Source organism: Enteractinococcus helveticum (assembly GCF_020742345.1).
GTDB classification, from domain to species: domain Bacteria; phylum Actinomycetota; class Actinomycetes; order Actinomycetales; family Micrococcaceae; genus Yaniella; species Yaniella helvetica_A.
Genome location: NZ_DYXC01000072.1, coordinates 1 through 16,361, shown reverse-complemented (window position 1 = coordinate 16,361; position 16,361 = coordinate 1). Strand labels below are relative to the sequence as shown.

The window sequence follows — 16,361 nt, the reverse complement described above, 5'->3', positions numbered from 1 at the left end:
GCACGAATGGAGCAGAACGTGACAACAACGAATTACGACTATCTGGTCATTGGTGGCGGCTCAGCTGGAGCGGTGGTCGCAGCTCGGTTGAGTGAGGACCCTAACGTAACGGTAGCGCTGTTAGAAGCCGGCCCGACCGATATTGATAAAGACGAGGTGTTGCAGCTCAACCGGTGGCCTGAGCTGCTGGAATCCGGCATGGATTGGGACTACCCGATCGAAGAACAAGAACATGGCAACTCGTTCATGCGCCATGCCCGGGCCAAAGTGCTCGGAGGGTGTTCCTCGCATAACTCGTGCATTGCATTCCACCCGCCAGCAGAAGATATGGATCTGTGGGAAGAGATGGGTGCTGAGGGCTGGAATGCCGAAACGATGCTGCCGCTGCTCAAGCGCTTAGAAACCAATGACAACACCGGTGCGCATAACGGCACCGATGGTCCGGTCGAGCTGATGAACGTGCCGCCAAACGACCCCGTCGGTGTGGCCCTTCTGGATGCCTGCGAGCAGCAGGGCATTCCAAAAGTACAGTTCAATGATGGCTCCACCGTGGTCAATGGTGCCGGGTTCTTCCAGATTAACTCGAAGAAAGACGGCACTCGTGCGTCGTCATCGGTGTCGTATCTGCACCCGATCATGGATCGTGAGAATTTGTCGATTCTGACCGATCACTGGGTCACCAAGATTCTGTTCGACGATAATCATCGTGCCATTGGTGTCGAATATTTGGCCAACGCGTTTAGCCGTACTGAAACTTTGACAGCCACTCGCGAGGTCATCGTGTCTGCCGGTGCGATTGATACGCCGAAACTGCTGATGCTATCGGGTATTGGTCCGGCCGATCATCTCAAAGAAGTGGGGGTTGAGGTACGTGTGGACTCCCCGGGTGTGGGATCCAACCTACAAGACCACCCAGAAGCTGTGATCTCCTGGGCTTCGAATGTGCCGATGACTCGTGAAGCCACCCAGTGGTGGGAAATCGGCATCTTCTCGCCGACTCAAGAGGGTCTTGATCTGCCGGATCTGATGATGCACTACGGTTCGGTTCCATTTTCGATGCACACCCGTCGTCACGGATATCCTCACGAAGATGAGTCCTTTGCGCTGACGCCAAACGTCACCCACGCAAAATCACGTGGTACCGTGCGCCTGCGCTCGCGTGACTACGCGGATAAGCCGAAAGTCGATCCACGGTATTTCACTGATCCTGAAGGCCACGACATGCGTGTGGCTGTTGACGGTATCAAGCTGGCACGCAAGATTGTTGCCCAGCCTGCCATGGCCGAATTTGCTGGTCGTGAGCTATTCCCCGGTGAAGATGTGCAGTCCGATGAAGACATCGCCGAATACATCAAGAAAACCCACAATACGGTTTACCACCCAGCCGGTTCGTGCCGCATGGGCCCGGTCGAAGACGACATGTCGCCACTGGACCCACAGCTTCGTGTTAAAGGGACCAAAAACCTGCGCGTTGTGGACGCTTCTGCAATGCCACAACTGACCGCTGTGAACCCGAACATCACCGTGATGTTGATGGGAGAACGCGCCGCTGAACTGATCAAGGCTGATCAGTAGACGCCCTGCTGTATTTGCTGGCCCCTCGAGCTTTTCGAGGGGCCAGTAGTGTACCGGGATCTCGGCACAAGACTGTCTTGTAAACAGCGTGGTCTTGATGAGAAAAATCGACCAGTTTTTCTTCAGCAAACGGACGAATAATGGCTTGCGGAATCGCTGGCCAGTCCTGGTCGATTATGGCGAACCAGGCGGTGTCGCGGCTACGGTGTTTATAGACCATCGCCTGACGAAAGGTTCCTTCGTAGGTAAATCCCAATCTACGGGCAGCCCGGATAGAGGCTTGATTGAGACTGTCGCATTTCCATTCATATCGCCGGTAGCCCAACTCGAAAACATATTGCATCAACACATAGTGAGCTTCGGTGGCGATTCAGGTGCGCTGAACTGCCGGAGACAGCATCACGCTGCCGACTTCAAGACAACCGTGTTCCGGCATCATCCGCATCAACGCCATCGTCCCAAGCGGACGCATCGTAGCCCGATCAATGATGGCATAGTGACGTTCGCTATCTCGGTTGGCAACGGCGGTTGCCCAGTTGGCATAGTCGTCTTCGGCCGCAAATGGTCCGGCCGACATATACGTCCAGTCACGGTCATCTGGAGCTTGAGTGTAGACTGCAAAGAGTGCTGCTGCGTGCCGCTGGGGATCGAGTCGTTCCAAAAGACAATAGCGTCCAGATATCCTGTCGGCATCAGGGGCAGCGGGCGGCACCCAATCCGGCAGCACAGGCCCCACGGGTTGACCATATTCGTTGACCCGGTACATGATATTTCCTTTCGGTGGCTGCGGTGGGCTTCACAGTACGGTAGCTACCGACGTCATTCAATGCTTGACCACGTTCCGACAGCAGCCTTCGACAGGACATAAAGTATTGAGGCGCTCGGGTTTCGAACCTAAAATATCGGTGATGTCGATAGATTTATCGCCCACTAGTGAGGAGCGCTATCAGTGGATCGACCCCAACCGGATACGACCTGGAATGCCGGGGATATGGGCTGTGGCGAACTGATCGTCAAACTCAAGCTTAAGCTTCGTGACGAGCTGGGAGCCGGAGATATTCTGCAACTGACCGCAACCGATCCCGGTGCCCCGGAAGACATCCCTGCTTGGTGTCGCCTCACCCGCAACCCGCTGATCTATCAAGAGCATCCAACGTACTATATACAAGCCAAGGAGCAGTCCTAATATGTCCGGTACCGGAAAATTCTGTGTGTCCATCACCAATGCCAAAAATGATTCTGATAAAGCAACCGTTGGTTTTGTTGTCGCCAACGCTGCCGTAGGATCTGACCAAGACACCATGGTCTTTTTGTCCACTGAAGGGGTACGTCTAGCCGAGAAGGGTTATGCTGACGACATCCATGAAGACGGTTTTGCTCCGTTGGCCGAGCTGATCGACAACTTCGTTGAGGCCGGTGGCCAAGTCTATGTCTGTGCACCGTGTGTCAAAAAACGCGACATTGATCCAGAAAACCTCATAGACGGTGCAACCATTGTTGGCGGGGCAAAACTCGTGGAATTCCTGGCCGACGGTACCCCAAGCGTCACGTACTAGAACTCTTGTTGTGTGAAAGGTCCTGTTATGTCTGGTGCCACTGTCCACCCCTACCCACCGAAAACCAGCTTCAACGGCGGGGATCTCGATTGTGGCAATGGCCTACTGTTGTTGATTCGTAAACACATTGATCCGCTTGAACCAGGCGAACTGTTGGAAATCGTTTCATACGATTCCACGGTAAAAATTGACCTGCCCTCCTGGTGCAGGCTCACCAAAAACGAGCTGATCAATATGCACGCCGAACCCGGTGTGTGGCGATTCTTGGTCAGCAAGGGACCTTTCACACCGCCGGAAGACACCATCCTACCCAATGAACCTGCAACTACCTCCGGATCAGAAGCACCGTTGCAGCAAGTAAAACTGAAGAACAAGCGTAAAAAACCACAGATGGCGATCACCCAAGAGGTCGTTGCGCCACATATCCCAGCCAGTCTGCCCGAGCCCGCTGATGCGCCAACCATCGAGCCACTGTCAGTGATGAGTTTGGGCTCCTGGCCGCGGCCACGCTGGATGCTAGATGCACTCCATCAGCATCTGGAAGACCGGCTGGATGATACAGCATTCCAAGCCGACGCCGATGATGCGGTGCAGCTGGCTATTGCAGCCCAAGAACGTGCCGGCATCGATGTAGTGACCGATGGTGAACAGCGCCGCGACAACTACTCTTCCTTTGTCGGTGGCATCCTGCAAAACTGCCAACTCATTCCGGTCACGGATCTGCTGCCGTACGTGGACGACCCCGAACAGTTCAACAAGGAACTCCAAGCACTTGATGTTCCTGCCGGGGAAGTTCGCCACCCCGCAGTCTTCGGACCGCTAGGACGAAAGAACCCATTGACCGTCCACGAGGTCCGCTATGCCCACTCGATTGCCACAAAACCTGTCAAGGTAAGTCTGCCTGGCCCCTATCTGTTGACTCGGACCATGTGGATGGAATGCGTTTCTGACCGGGCCTATGATAACCGCGAGCAACTTGCCACCGACATCGTGCGCATCCTTCGCGAAGAAATCGCCTATCTGCTGGCCGAAGGCACTGCCTTGATCCAGCTCGATGAACCAGTACTCACCGAGGTGCTCTATGGCAAACAGGGCCAGGGCGGCCGCACCTTTATGTGTGGGGCCCTCGGCGAACGCGGCGCGCAAGACGAAGAGCTCGCTTTTGCCCAGAAACTGCTGGGACAAGTCACCGAAGGCTTCCCCACCGACCGATTAGCCCTGCATGTGTGCCGCGGCAACTGGACCACCGATGAGACGTCCGCATTAACAGGTGGTTATGAACCATTAGTGCCGCTGTTTCGGTCATTGAATGTGGGTACCCTTGTGCTGGAACTATGTACGCCACGTGCCGGTGAGCTCGAAGCGCTTGCCGGTATCCGCGATGATCAGCGCGTAGGTGTGGGGGTCCTCAATCAAAAAGATTCTGCTGACGATACGGTCGATGACGTCATTGCGCGTGCTGAGCGGGCAATCGAACTTTTCGGTTCCGAGCGAGTCCTACTCAATACCGATTGTGGTTTTGCAACATTTGCGGATAACCCTATCCAGTCGGCTCGTGCCGCCGAACGAGACCTGAGTCTGATGGCTCAGGCCCGCGATCACCTGCGGGCCAAATACGGCCACTAGATTTCTTTGACTTCACCTTTTTCAGCATAGTGCTGCAGCTGCGACCATAGACTCTGTCGCACCTCCACCATGCGATCACTCGGCTCAAGCTCGGTCACCCGGATTTTACTGCCGTGATCATATCGAAACTGGTGAATCAGCGAATCAATACGTTGGCGATAGCCAGGCAGCTTCTCCGTATCGACAGCGATGATCGTGGCCCCGATCCCCTGACGCCGCTCTCCGGCATAATACGGGGCAGCCTCATACGAAGAATCTCCACCACCCAGCATCGCCATGAACTCTACGAGCAGGGCAATGTTGCCACCTTTATAGCCACCAAATGGTAGCAGGGTGCCTTCCAGCGCGGCCCCGGCATCGGTAGTGGGCTGACCGTGGCGGTCCAGCGCCCAACTATCTGGGATCGGCTCACGCCGTATGGCATATTTTTGAAAATTCACGCGCGCTGTTGACGACGACGCCTGATCAATAATCAGCGCCCGACTATCGGCCATCGGTACCCCGTAGCTCAACGGATTGGTACCCAACAGCCGGTCATAGCTGCCACCCACGCTCATCACCGCGGGACTATTCGCAAATGCCAACGACACCAGACCGTGTCTGGCCAGCCGACGAGCATAATATCCCAGCTCGCCGCCGGCAAATGCGTTCTTCATCATGAGCATCACCAGTCCATGAGCTTTCACATCGGCCACCAGGGAGTCCTCAGCCTGGCGGTAGGCATACTGCATCGGCCCATGATCCGCATCAACCACGAGCATCGAATCGGTGACCGAGGTCAGTTTCACTCGAGGTGTAGGGGTAATCAACCGATTCGTAACCGCCTGAAAATAGTAAAATAAGTGCTCGAGCCCTACCGAGGATTTACCATGCAGTTCGGCCTCGGTCGTTGCGTCAGCAAGCGCCTGGCACACGGCCTCAGTAAAACCGGCCCGTCGAGTGGTTCGACAAACCAGATCCCAGATCTCATCAGCTTTGACCTGTTGCATGTATCCTCCCGACGTCCAAAGGTTGGGCTCGCTCAATTTCACCACGCTATATCTCTCAGATTAGCGTCCTGCTGCTGGAATCGTCTCTCACCTCAGCACATACCAACGACGACGTCGCTGGGACCGCCCTAGACCACAGTGAACTCGTGAACTCAAATGAACTTTGAGCCTCGGAAATTCTTGGTTCATGCCATCGCGCGGTGTGAACAACAGATGGACTAGGCCACTTGGCAAACTTCTTGTACAACGATGCTCGACAAAGACATATCTATTCCAACCACCACGGCGCCCGCCCGTTCCAGCGGCGAGCCGTAGGGTGGCAGCAGAGATTGTTGAGTGATCCGTTACGGTGATAGTTAACTCTGGCACCGGTGCGGCTACTTTCGACCGACAGTCATAAGAGATCTTCGTGTCCTTATATGACCGACCAGTGTGCCGGGCAAACGTAGTGTCACTAAACTCACAATCATCGATTGTTCCAAGTTTCTTCTAAAGGTGCCTCATGTCTGCTGAACATCAACTACAACGCCTGGGATTTCTGACGATCGGATTATTTGATCCACAGAATCCAGCCGAAGGACATGAATCGACACTGGAAATTATTGAACTCGGTGAACGGCTGGGTTTTGATAGCGCCTGGCTACGTCACCGTCACCTGCAGTTTGGCATTTCTTCGCCCATCGCGGTCATGGCAGCTGCCTCGCAGCGCACCAGTCGTATCGAGCTTGGCACGGCGGTGACCCCAATGGGATGGGAGAATCCGCTGCGGCTGGCTGAAGATCTCGCAACCGTAGACATCTTGTCTCGTGGCCGCATTAACCCGGGGATCAGCGTCGGCACTCCGATGGACTTTGAAACAGTCCAACATGTGTTGTACCCGAACACGGCTCAGGTGGAGGACTTCAGTAAAGCTCGCGTGGAATTATTCAACCGGCTGGTCGCTGGCGAGCCGGTGCGTGAATTCTCCGGGAAGCGAGGCGTGGTAGAAGAGTTTTCCAACCGCGTGGAACCGCACTCCCCTGGCCTACGGGATCGTCTCTGGTATGGAGCTGGCAGCATGGACTCGGCAGTCTGGGCTGGTGAACACGGCATGAATCTGCTCACCAGTAGCGTGGTCTTCCCACATGATGACGAAACACCAGATTTCGCCCAATCCCAGGCCAGGCAGATCCAAGCGTTTCGGCAAGCTGCGGCTGAGCACGCCCCGGAATCCCCGGCTCGTGTCTCTCAGGGTCTCGTGGTTATCCCCACAGATTCCGCCACCACGGCACAAAAAGCGAAATACCACGCCTACGTAAATGAGCGCACACCGCGCACCAAAAAACCGCAGGGCCCGCGCAACATGCTGTTTGCCAAAGACCTCATCGGTACCAGCGAAGCCATTGCCGATCAGCTGCATGCACACGCGGGATTCCAAGAGGTCACCGAAGTGGCTTTCGCGCTGCCCTTTAGTTTCGACCATGAGGATTACGTCCAGATTTTGACCGACATCGCTCAGCGTCTCGGGCCATTATTGGGCTGGCGTCCCGCCGCTTAAAGCACCCATCTCCACTGTCACCTGGGACACCACAGATCAGGCAGCGTATCCTGGGTACTATGGAAATTGAGTGGTTCCCAGAGACGCTTCTTACCGAAGCGGCCTTATTGGTGTGCTCATTTATCCTGTCGGGGATCATCGGTCTTGAACGAGAATTACGCCAGAAATCCGCCGGGGCACGAACCCACATTCTTGTGGGCATGGGTTCGGCGCTCTTTACGTTGGTCTCAGCTTACGGCTTCGCTCATGTGCTGGGTGATGAGGTTGTGCTGGATCCTTCACGCATTGCCGCCCAGATCGTGACCGGTATTGGTTTTCTGGGTGCCGGGGTAATCTTCGTTCGACGAAATATTGTTTCAGGGCTGACCACGGCAGCATCCGTGTGGGTCACGGCAGCGGTGGGCATGGCCTGCGGTGCGGGTATGCCGTTGATCGCCGCGTTAACAGTTGCTTTATATTTATTTGCTGTCACGGCCCTGACGGCACTGATTCGTCGTCTCCCAACCCAACAACGCACCGAACTGTATCAAGTCCGTTACCAGGATGGCCACGGAATACTGCGTGATATCCTGCAAGTCGCATCAGATGCTGGCTACGACACGTCGTTGTCGGAAACACGTCGAGAACGGGGAAAAGGTGGCCACACAGTGCTGGCTCGCATTGAGTTTACTCATGGTAAACAACGCCCACCAGAATCACTATTTCGCAAGCTTAGTGAGGTCGAAGGGGTTATCGACGTCAGGACCGAAGACCAAGACCACGATTAGCGTAGCTTTGGGATACAAAACCGCGTGTATCAATCTGCTGGATTAATACACGCGGTTGTAGAAAAAAGAACTATACAGTGACACTGGCATTATGCTTGGCGACCAGTTCTTCAAGCTGATCCAGCATGGCATGCATTTCTGCTGAGTGGCGCTGCGCAGGTGCAAACTCGCCGTCTTTCCAGTCGATAAACAGGTTGAAGTTCAGTTCAGCGCGCACCACGGGCATAGAGAAGTTCGCAAGGATCTGGCGCCACTGCTCAATAGCTCGCACGCCACCGACGGAACCGTGACCAATGAACGCAACCGGTTTTCCGACCCATTCTGGACCAAGCACGTCGACAGCATTCTTGAAGCCGCCTGGCACGCCGTGGTTGTATTCAGGGGTAACGAAGATGTAGGCATCCAACGAATCGATCTTGTCCGACCATTGCTGAACGTTAGGATCTTCGTGGTTTTTATTCGCAACCATTGGGTGGACGTCGTTGGTCAGCAGCGGGACGTTATATTCTGCAAGATCGACGTATTCGTATTCAAATTCGCCATTGCGCTGGGCAGCGATATCGTAAGCGAACTTTGCTACGGGTTCAGTGTTACGTTCCTTACGGATTGAACCGTTGATGATACCGATCTTCATAGACGGGTACTCCTTCATTGTTAGATTTTCTTCCCGATACTCTTCGAGTGAAGCGGTCTTCACGAGCCGGGAGGTCCCTATTCATTTCATCTGAAACACAGACTTATTTCAAATTTGTAACTGTCGGCTGAAAAGCGTGTCGTAGGTTGAGCCGATACAATGTTTTCATGCCCCACCACCGTGATGCACTCGTACTGGTCGACCTACAAAATGCGTTCTTTGATGAGAAAGGCTTGGCAGAACACGAAGACCAGCTCGCCGCCGCAGCCAATAGGCTTTCTGAAGCGGCCCATCAAGCGGATATTCCGGTCTTCGTGGTCACCACGGTCCACAGTCGTGATACTTCAACCTGGACACTCAACATGCTCGAAGCCGGTGAGGGTTTCCTATTTTCAGGAGAGGAAAGGACCGAAGTCATCCCGGGCCTGAACACTGATCAAACCACGCGGATTGAAAAAACTCGTGACAGCGCGTTCTTTAGTACTGATCTGCACTTGCGTCTTATGAACCTGAAGGTAAACCGGATCGTGATCGCTGGCGTCTCCACCCACGGATGCGTCAGTCAAACCGCTCGGGATGCCTATGCGCACAACATTCGAACCACCGTCGTCCGTGATGCCACAGCCGATGCTCGCCAGGATTATCACGAAGCCCAGCTCCAACGGCTCGAAGAGGACCGTCAAGCCGGCACCGCAACCATCAATGAGGTTCTTACTGAATGGCAACAGTGAGGCACCACTCTGCTTGGCTTCCTCGGCTACGCCTAGACACTGCTACGACCGAAGCGTACGGTGAAAACTAGACTCGCAAATCCAAGCGAAGCCACAACTCTCAGGAGGTCACCGTGGAAATTACTGCAGCCGTGACGCCAGGCAAAGGCGCACCATTTGAAATCAAAACCCTGCAACTCGACGATCCCCGTCCCAACGAAGTGCGGGTCAAACTCACCGCAACCGGGGTCTGCCACACCGATGCGATCGTTCGTGATCAGGTATATCCCACCCCTCTACCCGCTGTACTCGGGCACGAAGGCGCCGGCGTTGTTGAAGCCATCGGTGAGGCGGTGACCACCATCAAACCCGGAGATCACGTTGTGCTGGGTTTCAACTCGTGTGGCGAATGCACCCAGTGTGTAACCGGGCGACCCGCCTACTGCAAAAACTTCTACGATCATAATTTCAGCGGCCTCCGCCCCGACGGCACCACCGCACTGTCTGATAACGGCAATCAGGTGTCATCGCACTTCTTTGGTCAATCATCATTTGCCTCGCACGCCAACGTTTCTGTGCGTTCGGTTGTGAAAGTCGACGACGACGCACCACTGGATCTACTTGGCCCCTTGGGCTGTGGGCTGATGACCGGTGCAGGCTCGATCATCAACGCTTTGAACGTTTCCGCTGGAGAAACGGTGGCGATCTTTGGTACCGGTGCCGTGGGGTCCTCAGCAATCATGGCTGCCGCAGCGGTTGGTGCCACCACCATCATCGCCATTGATCTGGTCGACTCCCGACTCGAGGCAGCAAAAGGTTACGGCGCAACCGACACTATCAATTCGGGTTCCGAGGACCTTGGCAAGCGGCTTCACCAGATCGTGGGCGACCACGGAGTCAACGTCGCGCTGGACACAACCGGTATTACCGCAGTGACACGCCAGGCCGCCGATGCCGTCGGTATTAACGGTCGCGTTGGATTAGTTGGGGCACCCAGCATGGGTGACGAAGTCAGCTTCGAAGTCGGGGCATCATTACTCAAAGGGTGGTCTTTCCAGACCATTATTGAAGGCGATGCCGTTCCACAAGATTTCATCCCCAAACTGGTCGGTCTGTGGCGCCAGGGCAAATTCCCAATCGAAAAACTCACCCAAACTTATCCCCTGGCTGATATCAACCAAGCATTTGAGGATTCGGCTTCGGGTAAAACCATCAAGCCTATCGTGCTCTTTTAGTCTTCCTGAATCTCGCCCACAATATCGTAGCGAATCCAAACGCTACCGTCTTCCAATGGTTGAGCGTCCAGGAGCTTAAACTCATATGGTGCTGGTGTCGAGAACTGCTCATGGGACTCAAACAGTGAGTTTGTGTGGTTTTGCGCATCTGCGGTCGGCATCAGCACCAGGCTGAGTTCATCGCACAGTCCCTGACGAATCATGGACCAGTTCAGGGTCGGCCCACCGCCGAGCATCAACTGATCCATTTCAAAAATACGACCAATCTTTTCTACCGCCACGGACATATCGAGCTGTTCTTCACCTGCGATGAGATACGAGATACCCCTGCTGCGCAAATACGCTTTGAAGGCGTCACTGACGCTGGCCGGGATGAGCTCCACAATGTGGGCGTTGACACCGAAATATTCAAAGCTATTGCGATCCCAGGCGAGCTTACCGGTCCGATCGACTGCGAAATAAAACATCGCTGCTTCTGGATCCGCAAGGTAGTCACCTGCCGGAACCGGTTCAGTGGGTTCCGGGAACTCTACCTCGCGGGGCCCACCCATGATCGCTTCGCTCGTGCCGCTGCCGCTGATCCAACCGCGGTGTCGGTCATAGAAACGATTTTCGCCCAGCATGATATCGAAATACACCTTCTGGGCTCGCCAACCCACCTGGGTGATGTTGGCGATACCATCGACTTTGCCGTTGAGCAGCGTGTGCATGTGGCAGATAATACGAGGTCGGGTCAATTCAACGCTCTTTCTGTTGATTCATCTTCCAGAGGTCTTAGGCCTTTTTGACGACACTGGATTTTAGCTGCATATGACCGAAACCGGGGACACGGGCATCGATATCGTGACCGTCAACACCGTCTTCAAGGAGTCGAATCTCCGATACTTTTGTGCCGACTTTGATAACACCCCCGGAACCTTTGACTTTGAGGTCTTTCACCACGGTGACGGTGTCGCCGTCAGCCAGCGGGTTGCCGACCGCGTCGCGAATGACGGGTGTGGCAGTTTCGGGTTCATCGGAGAGCTCGCGTGACCATTCGTGCCCGCACATCGGACATACCAGCAGCGCACCGGATTCATAGGTGTATTCTTCGGCGCACTCTGGGCATGCGGGCAACTGATCAGACATAACTTGGAAACTCCACCTGTTGAATACATCGAGCGATATCGGCTGATGTCAGCTCCATGCATCATATCAATAGGCGTTGTGTTAGGGAGCGACCCAGTGTTTAAGCTGTTTAGCGGAGACTTCCGCAAGCCATTTCTGCCACAGTGGCCCGAAGGTAACGCGGCGCACACCTAATCTCTCCAGAGCAGAGAAGTCGCCTGCACCGTGCCCATCGACGGGGTGTGCAGTGACATTGACCGGCACGGAAACAGCCTCAACGACCGCTTTAACTTGATCTTTGGAAGTCAGTCCAACCGGGTAGACAGCTCGAGCCCCCGCCTGTTCCATGGCACGAAGCCGTTCTACTGCTTCGTGAAGTGGGTCGCGGTAAAATTCCATACCGAGCTTGATCGCATCTGTACGCCCGTTGATAACAAATGGGACACCTGCGGCATCTGCGGCCTCTCGGGCCCGGGCGATATAGTCGGCGTGCTCATTGCGGGAGCGGACCCGGCCTCCTTCGGTGTGTACGACGTCTTCGATATTAGCTCCTGCTGCGCCAACACTGAGCAGTCTGTGGATTAACTCCCCCGGCTGCAGCCCATAACCTGACTCCACATCGACGCTCACCGGGATATCCACAGCTCTGACAATGCGTTTGACGACCTTGAGGTACGCCGTGATTTTCATGAACTCGCCGTCTTCGCTACCGATAGAGTTAGCAACGGGATGGCTGCCCACCGTTAGCCCTCGGAATCCTGCATCCGCTGCGACCCCGGCGCTCCAGGTATCCCAGACGGTTGGTAAAACAATCATGCGACCAGATTCGTGAAGATCTGCTAGCTGTTGTGCACTTTTCGTTACATCCGACATGAAGCCCTCCTATAGGGTATCCACTTCCACCCTACGGCTGACTCTGGGGTCTGTACACAGATAAATTCCGAGGCTCAGGAAACTGCCGGTGAACTCTTACTGAACCGGTGTGAATTCAGTTTTCAGCAGGATTCGGTGAGCTAGTATTGCGCAGCAGTGGTCTCAACGATGCACTGGTACCCTTCGGTGCCGCTGTGATGGGCCGGTTAGTGGGCTCCTAGTAGTGCCAGGCGACTCATCGTGCGAAACAGATCTACTGGCGGTTGTTCTGTCGAGGACAGCTCAGTGCGAGGGACCGTGGTACACACGGTTAATGGGATGTCGCGGTCGACCAAGACGTCGATGAGTGTCACGAAACGCTGACGAGAGGCCGGATCGGTGTTGGATAGTTTGGGCACACCGGTCAACACCCACTGGTCGTAACCGTCGGCCAGTTCCATAAAATCACTTGTCACCGACCGCGCCTGCAGTAGGTCAGCAAAATCGAACCAAATCTGTGTGCCCCGCACCGCTAAGGCTCGCAGCGCTCGGTGTCCGTTAAGCACCGTGGTTGCTTCTGCTTGTTTCGGCGGCACCAAGCCCGCTGCGCGTAACGTCTGATACACGGTGTGTCCGGACTCGACGACGAGCCAGCGGCCGGAGGCAAACCCCGCATCATGGGATACATGCTGCAGGCGATAGTCTGTTCCGTCATCCAGTGTGACCACCGAAAAATGTTCACGAAGTATTTTGATGCCTGGCTTAATCACGTGATGAAACGCCGGCTCCTGTAATAATCCTTCCGGCTCATAATTTGAGGTGATCAGCGTGGGGATACGGTGTTCTGTTATGGCGGCTAGCAGCCGGTTCAGCAAGACCGCACTTCCGGGATCGTGGACGTGTAATTCATCGAAGAAGAAGAGCTCAGTGCCGGTGAGCAGGTTTTGTAACGTCGCCTCGATGGCCTCCCGGGTGCTGGTTTTTGCCCCGAGCTGTTGCTGAAGTCCGCGAAAAAAGTCGTGGAAATGCACCTGACGTTTCGACTCGGTTGGATACGGTGCGGCTTCGAATAGCTGCCTCATCAACCAGGTTTTCCCGCGACCCGGTGGACCGTAAACGAAATAGCCGCTTTGTCCCAGCTTGGCGGGGTGACCAGCGGTGGGGACGTTATGGAGAAACCCAATGACACCTTCTGCAAGCCTGCGCTGTTCAGGGTCCAGGACTATTCCACCTGGGGTAGTGCTGTCTTCAATATGTGCGATCACCGCTTCAGAGATTTGCAGTGTGGTATCGGTTATCTCCATGAGCGCTCATCATAGTCAAGCACAGTATTTTGAAGTGCATCCGTTCTCAACGCGAAGAACCCTCCGAATGAGGAAGCCTTAGTCTGCGGGAACCATCCTGCCAGTGATAGTGCTCAGATTCGGCTAGATAGGCAGTCTGGCCGGCGTCGGTTGTTATGTCGCCCAGATCAACAGGAACTACCTCAGAACAAGTAGCACCAGGTTGTCACCGAGGCGACGAGTTTGGACGCAAGACCGCCGTCCCCTGGTTTTCTATCGGCTCGCTTCGAGTCTGCGACGTTGCTCGGCAAGGTCAAAGTTGCCCGGCGGCCATGACAGGTCCAGAGATTCCAGGGCCTCGATCAGTAACTGTTGAACAGCCAGCTTAGCGTACCATTTTCGGTCAGCTGGGATAACGAACCACGGGGCATGTTCTTTATCGGTGACTTCGATGGCGATGCGGTGGGCTTCCATATAGGCGTCCCATTTTTCGCGAGCATCAATATCCGCCGGGGTGAATTTCCAGTGCTTGGTGGGGTCATCGAGTCGGTCTGATAACCGCTGGTATTGTTCTTGCCGGCTGATGTGCAGCATGACCTTCAGAATGACGGTACCATTTTGCCGCAGCTCGTCTTCAAACTGTCGGATCGCCCCGTAGCGGCGCTGTAACCGCGCCGGCGGGGTAAGCTCTTCGACCCGATGGACTAAGACATCTTCATAATGGGACCGGTCAAACACGGCAATGTCACCGTGGCGTGGGGTGTGGTGACGAATGCGCCATAAAAAGTCGTGTTGCAGTTCTTCAGGGGTGGGCTTTGTGAATCCAACCTGGTGGATGCCCTGGGGGTTCATCGATCCGACCACGTGTTTAGTGATACTGCCTTTTCCGGAGGTGTCCATCCCCTGAATAACCAGTAGCACGGATCGGCGAAGATCCGCTGCTTGAGCGTTAGCGAACAGTTTGGTTTGCAACTCTGATAGTCGTTCAGTGTGGTCTGCCAGAAACTGTTGGCCTGCCTGTTTGCCCAAGGTCTTACCATCTGGGGTTTCAAAACCCGGTGTGCGCCTACTATCCAATGCATTCAGGTCCGCCAAAATACCGTCCTGATAGGCAAATTCACGTAGCGCTTTATAAAATGGACCGACGCGTTTCAGGGCTTGATTGGCAGGCATCTGTATCCCTCCGGATTTGCTGGTGACGTTCACAGGACCCGCTTAGACCAAGATTAGGCCTTGGTCCAGATCCTGGTGTTGAGGTTGAAGTGTTCGATGAGCGAGATGAACGCAACCAGATCGTTGTAGATGTCTTGGGCCATTTGATAGCCATCATCGTTGTTGTTTTTGAAATTCAGGCTGAACCGGTCATCATCCATAACCACTGCAAAATACATTCTGGATCCCTTGAATGATACAGCTATGCGCTCCGAATCCATACGTTCAGCAGCATCATTGATCGCCAGTATCAATTCCGGGGTCAACAAGTAACGTGCTTCCACTTGATCAGTAGTCCATCCGTAGAAGCGTTCGGTAATGCCTGGATCTTCTAAGATCATCGGTTCCAGGCCGGTTTTTTCCGAGAAACTCCGAATAGCTTGAGTTTCTTCTTTCCGGGGCAGCAGGTAGGTACGCGATGTGAAATCCTTATGGAAATCGGCCACAAAAACCACCATTGACGGACCTATCCGTTTGGTGTGTTCCTCAAAGCGAGAATATTTTTCTTTAACCTGATTGACCAATGAATCTGGTAACAAGTCGATGAGTGAAGATCCCGAGCTGTTTCGGTAATCTTCAATCCGCTTATATCTACGCCAGTCACTACCATGTTCTCTTCGTAATTGACGATCTCTTTCACGCTCTCGCTGTTTTCGTTCAGATTCTTGGCGACGAGCGATGCGCTCTTTGGCTTCTGCACTCAACTCAATTTCTGATGTTTGCCACTTAACATCAGAAATCATAAAGTCGGTTTCTCCGAACGTGCCACGGATATAATCTTCCTGCGTAGCCTTAGCGTCCATAATGAAACCCGAGTTGGCCAGAATTGACTTCGGAATACCCCCATCGGGGTCGTAAGTTGCTTGAAGTTTCGATTCACTGCCGGTCACGGTACGTGCGCTCAGCTGACCGATCAGAGCTTCAATCATCGGAGCAACAACAGTTTGAGAGTATTTTCCAGAGGCTTTAGCCATCAGGTTCATTACGTAGACAACCGGGGGCGCTATACAAAGTATTGCCACCACCAGGGCCAACAAACCAAATACTGCGTAGTCAATGAAAAAGAACAGCATTGACAGCACAACAAGCCCCAGGCCAATAAACACCGGAATAAACAACCCAATGGATTTGGCGTTCCACGTCGTCAGCCAGGAAGTGTCATTGGTGATTTTTGTCGATGATTTCCTGACTTCTGACCATACAGAGTCAAAAGACGGAACCGAAATTTTGGGATGGGAGCTCATGAATCAAGAAATCCTTCCAAGTCGTATTGCTGGC

At 54.3% G+C, this 16,361-nt stretch carries 18 protein-coding genes; 8 read left to right on the top strand and 10 right to left on the bottom strand.

Annotated elements, in window-relative coordinates:
- The first annotated feature begins 18 nt into the window (after positions 1 to 18).
- Positions 19 to 1,575 carry a GMC family oxidoreductase gene (locus K8V32_RS05980; protein ID WP_524536699.1) on the top strand — a complete coding sequence of 519 codons (1,557 nt, stop codon included), beginning with the start codon at positions 19 to 21 and terminating at the stop codon, positions 1,573 to 1,575.
- On the opposite strand, the gene K8V32_RS05975 is transcribed toward K8V32_RS05980, so the two are convergent.
- Positions 1,559 to 1,945, bottom strand: a complete 387-nt coding sequence (locus tag K8V32_RS05975) for a GNAT family N-acetyltransferase (RefSeq protein WP_303904930.1) — start codon at positions 1,943 to 1,945, stop codon at positions 1,559 to 1,561. The two genes, K8V32_RS05980 and K8V32_RS05975, sit on opposite strands and share 17 nt — an antisense overlap.
- Positions 1,946 to 2,341 carry a GNAT family N-acetyltransferase gene (locus K8V32_RS05970; protein WP_303904388.1) on the bottom strand — a complete coding sequence of 132 codons (396 nt, stop codon included), beginning with the start codon at positions 2,339 to 2,341 and terminating at the stop codon, positions 1,946 to 1,948.
- Positions 2,342 to 2,524: 183 nt separating this feature from the next.
- Here K8V32_RS05970 and K8V32_RS05965 point away from each other — a divergent pair, with 183 nt between their 5' ends.
- From K8V32_RS05965 to K8V32_RS05955, 3 genes are read left to right on the top strand one after another with little or no spacing between them, the layout of a single operon-like run.
- Positions 2,525 to 2,761: a sulfurtransferase TusA family protein gene (locus K8V32_RS05965; RefSeq protein WP_303904384.1), complete on the top strand. Its 237-nt coding sequence runs from the start codon at positions 2,525 to 2,527 to the stop codon at positions 2,759 to 2,761.
- 1 nt (position 2,762) lies between these two features.
- Positions 2,763 to 3,131, top strand: a complete 369-nt coding sequence (locus tag K8V32_RS05960; RefSeq protein ID WP_303904381.1) for a DsrE family protein — start codon at positions 2,763 to 2,765, stop codon at positions 3,129 to 3,131.
- A gap of 27 nt (positions 3,132 to 3,158) precedes the next feature.
- Entirely contained in the window at positions 3,159 to 4,757 is a 1,599-nt protein-coding gene (locus K8V32_RS05955) for a sulfurtransferase TusA family protein (protein ID WP_303904378.1), read from the top strand.
- Here the strand turns inward: K8V32_RS05955 and K8V32_RS05950 are convergent.
- A complete protein-coding gene (locus K8V32_RS05950) occupies positions 4,754 to 5,746 on the bottom strand; it encodes an Ldh family oxidoreductase (protein ID WP_303904375.1) in 993 nt (330 codons plus the stop codon). The genes K8V32_RS05955 and K8V32_RS05950 overlap by 4 nt on opposite strands.
- Positions 5,747 to 6,248: 502 nt before the next feature.
- On the opposite strand from K8V32_RS05950, the gene K8V32_RS05945 reads away from it, so the two are divergent.
- Positions 6,249 to 7,283 (top strand): LLM class flavin-dependent oxidoreductase, encoded by a 1,035-nt coding sequence (locus K8V32_RS05945; protein WP_303904372.1) that lies wholly within the window; start codon positions 6,249 to 6,251, stop codon positions 7,281 to 7,283.
- A gap of 59 nt (positions 7,284 to 7,342) precedes the next feature.
- Positions 7,343 to 8,050, top strand: coding sequence for an MgtC/SapB family protein (locus K8V32_RS05940; RefSeq protein ID WP_303904370.1), 708 nt, complete (start codon positions 7,343 to 7,345; stop codon positions 8,048 to 8,050).
- Between the two features lie 70 nt (positions 8,051 to 8,120).
- Here K8V32_RS05940 and K8V32_RS05935 read toward each other — a convergent pair whose 3' ends face one another.
- Entirely contained in the window at positions 8,121 to 8,684 is a 564-nt protein-coding gene (locus K8V32_RS05935; RefSeq protein WP_303904367.1) for an NADPH-dependent FMN reductase, read from the bottom strand.
- Positions 8,685 to 8,851: 167 nt separating this feature from the next.
- Here K8V32_RS05935 and K8V32_RS05930 point away from each other — a divergent pair, with 167 nt between their 5' ends.
- Both K8V32_RS05930 and K8V32_RS05925 read left to right on the top strand, forming a co-directional pair.
- On the top strand, positions 8,852 to 9,415 hold the full coding sequence (locus tag K8V32_RS05930) for a cysteine hydrolase family protein (protein ID WP_303904364.1): 564 nt from the start codon (positions 8,852 to 8,854) through the stop codon (positions 9,413 to 9,415).
- Positions 9,416 to 9,528: 113 nt separating this feature from the next.
- The gene (locus K8V32_RS05925) at positions 9,529 to 10,629 is read left to right on the top strand and encodes an NAD(P)-dependent alcohol dehydrogenase (protein ID WP_303904362.1); all 1,101 of its coding nucleotides are present in this window, start codon (positions 9,529 to 9,531) and stop codon (positions 10,627 to 10,629) included.
- On the opposite strand, the gene K8V32_RS05920 is transcribed toward K8V32_RS05925, so the two are convergent.
- The 6 genes from K8V32_RS05920 to K8V32_RS05895 all read right to left on the bottom strand — a co-directional run bounded on the left by K8V32_RS05920 (position 10,626) and on the right by K8V32_RS05895 (position 16,327).
- On the bottom strand, positions 10,626 to 11,339 hold the full coding sequence (locus tag K8V32_RS05920) for a dihydrofolate reductase family protein (RefSeq protein ID WP_303904361.1): 714 nt from the start codon (positions 11,337 to 11,339) through the stop codon (positions 10,626 to 10,628). The two genes, K8V32_RS05925 and K8V32_RS05920, sit on opposite strands and share 4 nt — an antisense overlap.
- A 64-nt stretch (positions 11,340 to 11,403) precedes the next feature.
- Positions 11,404 to 11,757 (bottom strand): zinc ribbon domain-containing protein YjdM, encoded by a 354-nt coding sequence (locus tag K8V32_RS05915; RefSeq protein WP_303904358.1) that lies wholly within the window; start codon positions 11,755 to 11,757, stop codon positions 11,404 to 11,406.
- Between the two features lie 81 nt (positions 11,758 to 11,838).
- A complete protein-coding gene (locus K8V32_RS05910; protein ID WP_303904355.1) occupies positions 11,839 to 12,609 on the bottom strand; it encodes an isocitrate lyase/PEP mutase family protein in 771 nt (256 codons plus the stop codon).
- A 206-nt stretch (positions 12,610 to 12,815) separates the two neighbouring features.
- Positions 12,816 to 13,892 carry a cell division protein ZapE gene (gene zapE / locus K8V32_RS05905; RefSeq protein ID WP_303904352.1) on the bottom strand — a complete coding sequence of 359 codons (1,077 nt, stop codon included), beginning with the start codon at positions 13,890 to 13,892 and terminating at the stop codon, positions 12,816 to 12,818.
- 252 nt (positions 13,893 to 14,144) lie between these two features.
- Positions 14,145 to 15,044, bottom strand: a complete 900-nt coding sequence (locus tag K8V32_RS05900; RefSeq protein WP_303904349.1) for a PPK2 family polyphosphate kinase — start codon at positions 15,042 to 15,044, stop codon at positions 14,145 to 14,147.
- Positions 15,045 to 15,097: 53 nt separating this feature from the next.
- Positions 15,098 to 16,327: a DUF3137 domain-containing protein gene (locus K8V32_RS05895; protein WP_303904346.1), complete on the bottom strand. Its 1,230-nt coding sequence runs from the start codon at positions 16,325 to 16,327 to the stop codon at positions 15,098 to 15,100.
- Between the last annotated feature and the right edge of the window lie 34 nt (positions 16,328 to 16,361).

What these genes read in the sequence shown, in the direction of transcription:
- K8V32_RS05970 (WP_303904388.1), bottom strand. Translation starts at nt 2,341, where the DNA reads ATGTACCGGGTCAACGAATATGGTCAACCCGTGGGGCCTGTGCTGCCG.
- K8V32_RS05960 (WP_303904381.1), top strand. Translation starts at nt 2,763, where the DNA reads ATGTCCGGTACCGGAAAATTCTGTGTGTCCATCACCAATGCCAAAAAT.
- K8V32_RS05955 (WP_303904378.1), top strand. Translation starts at nt 3,159, where the DNA reads ATGTCTGGTGCCACTGTCCACCCCTACCCACCGAAAACCAGCTTCAAC.
- K8V32_RS05950 (WP_303904375.1), bottom strand. Translation starts at nt 5,746, where the DNA reads ATGCAACAGGTCAAAGCTGATGAGATCTGGGATCTGGTTTGTCGAACC.
- K8V32_RS05945 (WP_303904372.1), top strand. Translation starts at nt 6,249, where the DNA reads ATGTCTGCTGAACATCAACTACAACGCCTGGGATTTCTGACGATCGGA.
- K8V32_RS05940 (WP_303904370.1), top strand. Translation starts at nt 7,343, where the DNA reads ATGGAAATTGAGTGGTTCCCAGAGACGCTTCTTACCGAAGCGGCCTTA.
- K8V32_RS05935 (WP_303904367.1), bottom strand. Translation starts at nt 8,684, where the DNA reads ATGAAGATCGGTATCATCAACGGTTCAATCCGTAAGGAACGTAACACT.
- K8V32_RS05930 (WP_303904364.1), top strand. Translation starts at nt 8,852, where the DNA reads ATGCCCCACCACCGTGATGCACTCGTACTGGTCGACCTACAAAATGCG.
- K8V32_RS05920 (WP_303904361.1), bottom strand. Translation starts at nt 11,339, where the DNA reads ATGCACACGCTGCTCAACGGCAAAGTCGATGGTATCGCCAACATCACC.
- K8V32_RS05915 (WP_303904358.1), bottom strand. Translation starts at nt 11,757, where the DNA reads ATGTCTGATCAGTTGCCCGCATGCCCAGAGTGCGCCGAAGAATACACC.
- K8V32_RS05910 (WP_303904355.1), bottom strand. Translation starts at nt 12,609, where the DNA reads ATGTCGGATGTAACGAAAAGTGCACAACAGCTAGCAGATCTTCACGAA.
- zapE (WP_303904352.1), bottom strand. Translation starts at nt 13,892, where the DNA reads ATGGAGATAACCGATACCACACTGCAAATCTCTGAAGCGGTGATCGCA.
- K8V32_RS05900 (WP_303904349.1), bottom strand. Translation starts at nt 15,044, where the DNA reads ATGCCTGCCAATCAAGCCCTGAAACGCGTCGGTCCATTTTATAAAGCG.
- K8V32_RS05895 (WP_303904346.1), bottom strand. Translation starts at nt 16,327, where the DNA reads ATGAGCTCCCATCCCAAAATTTCGGTTCCGTCTTTTGACTCTGTATGG.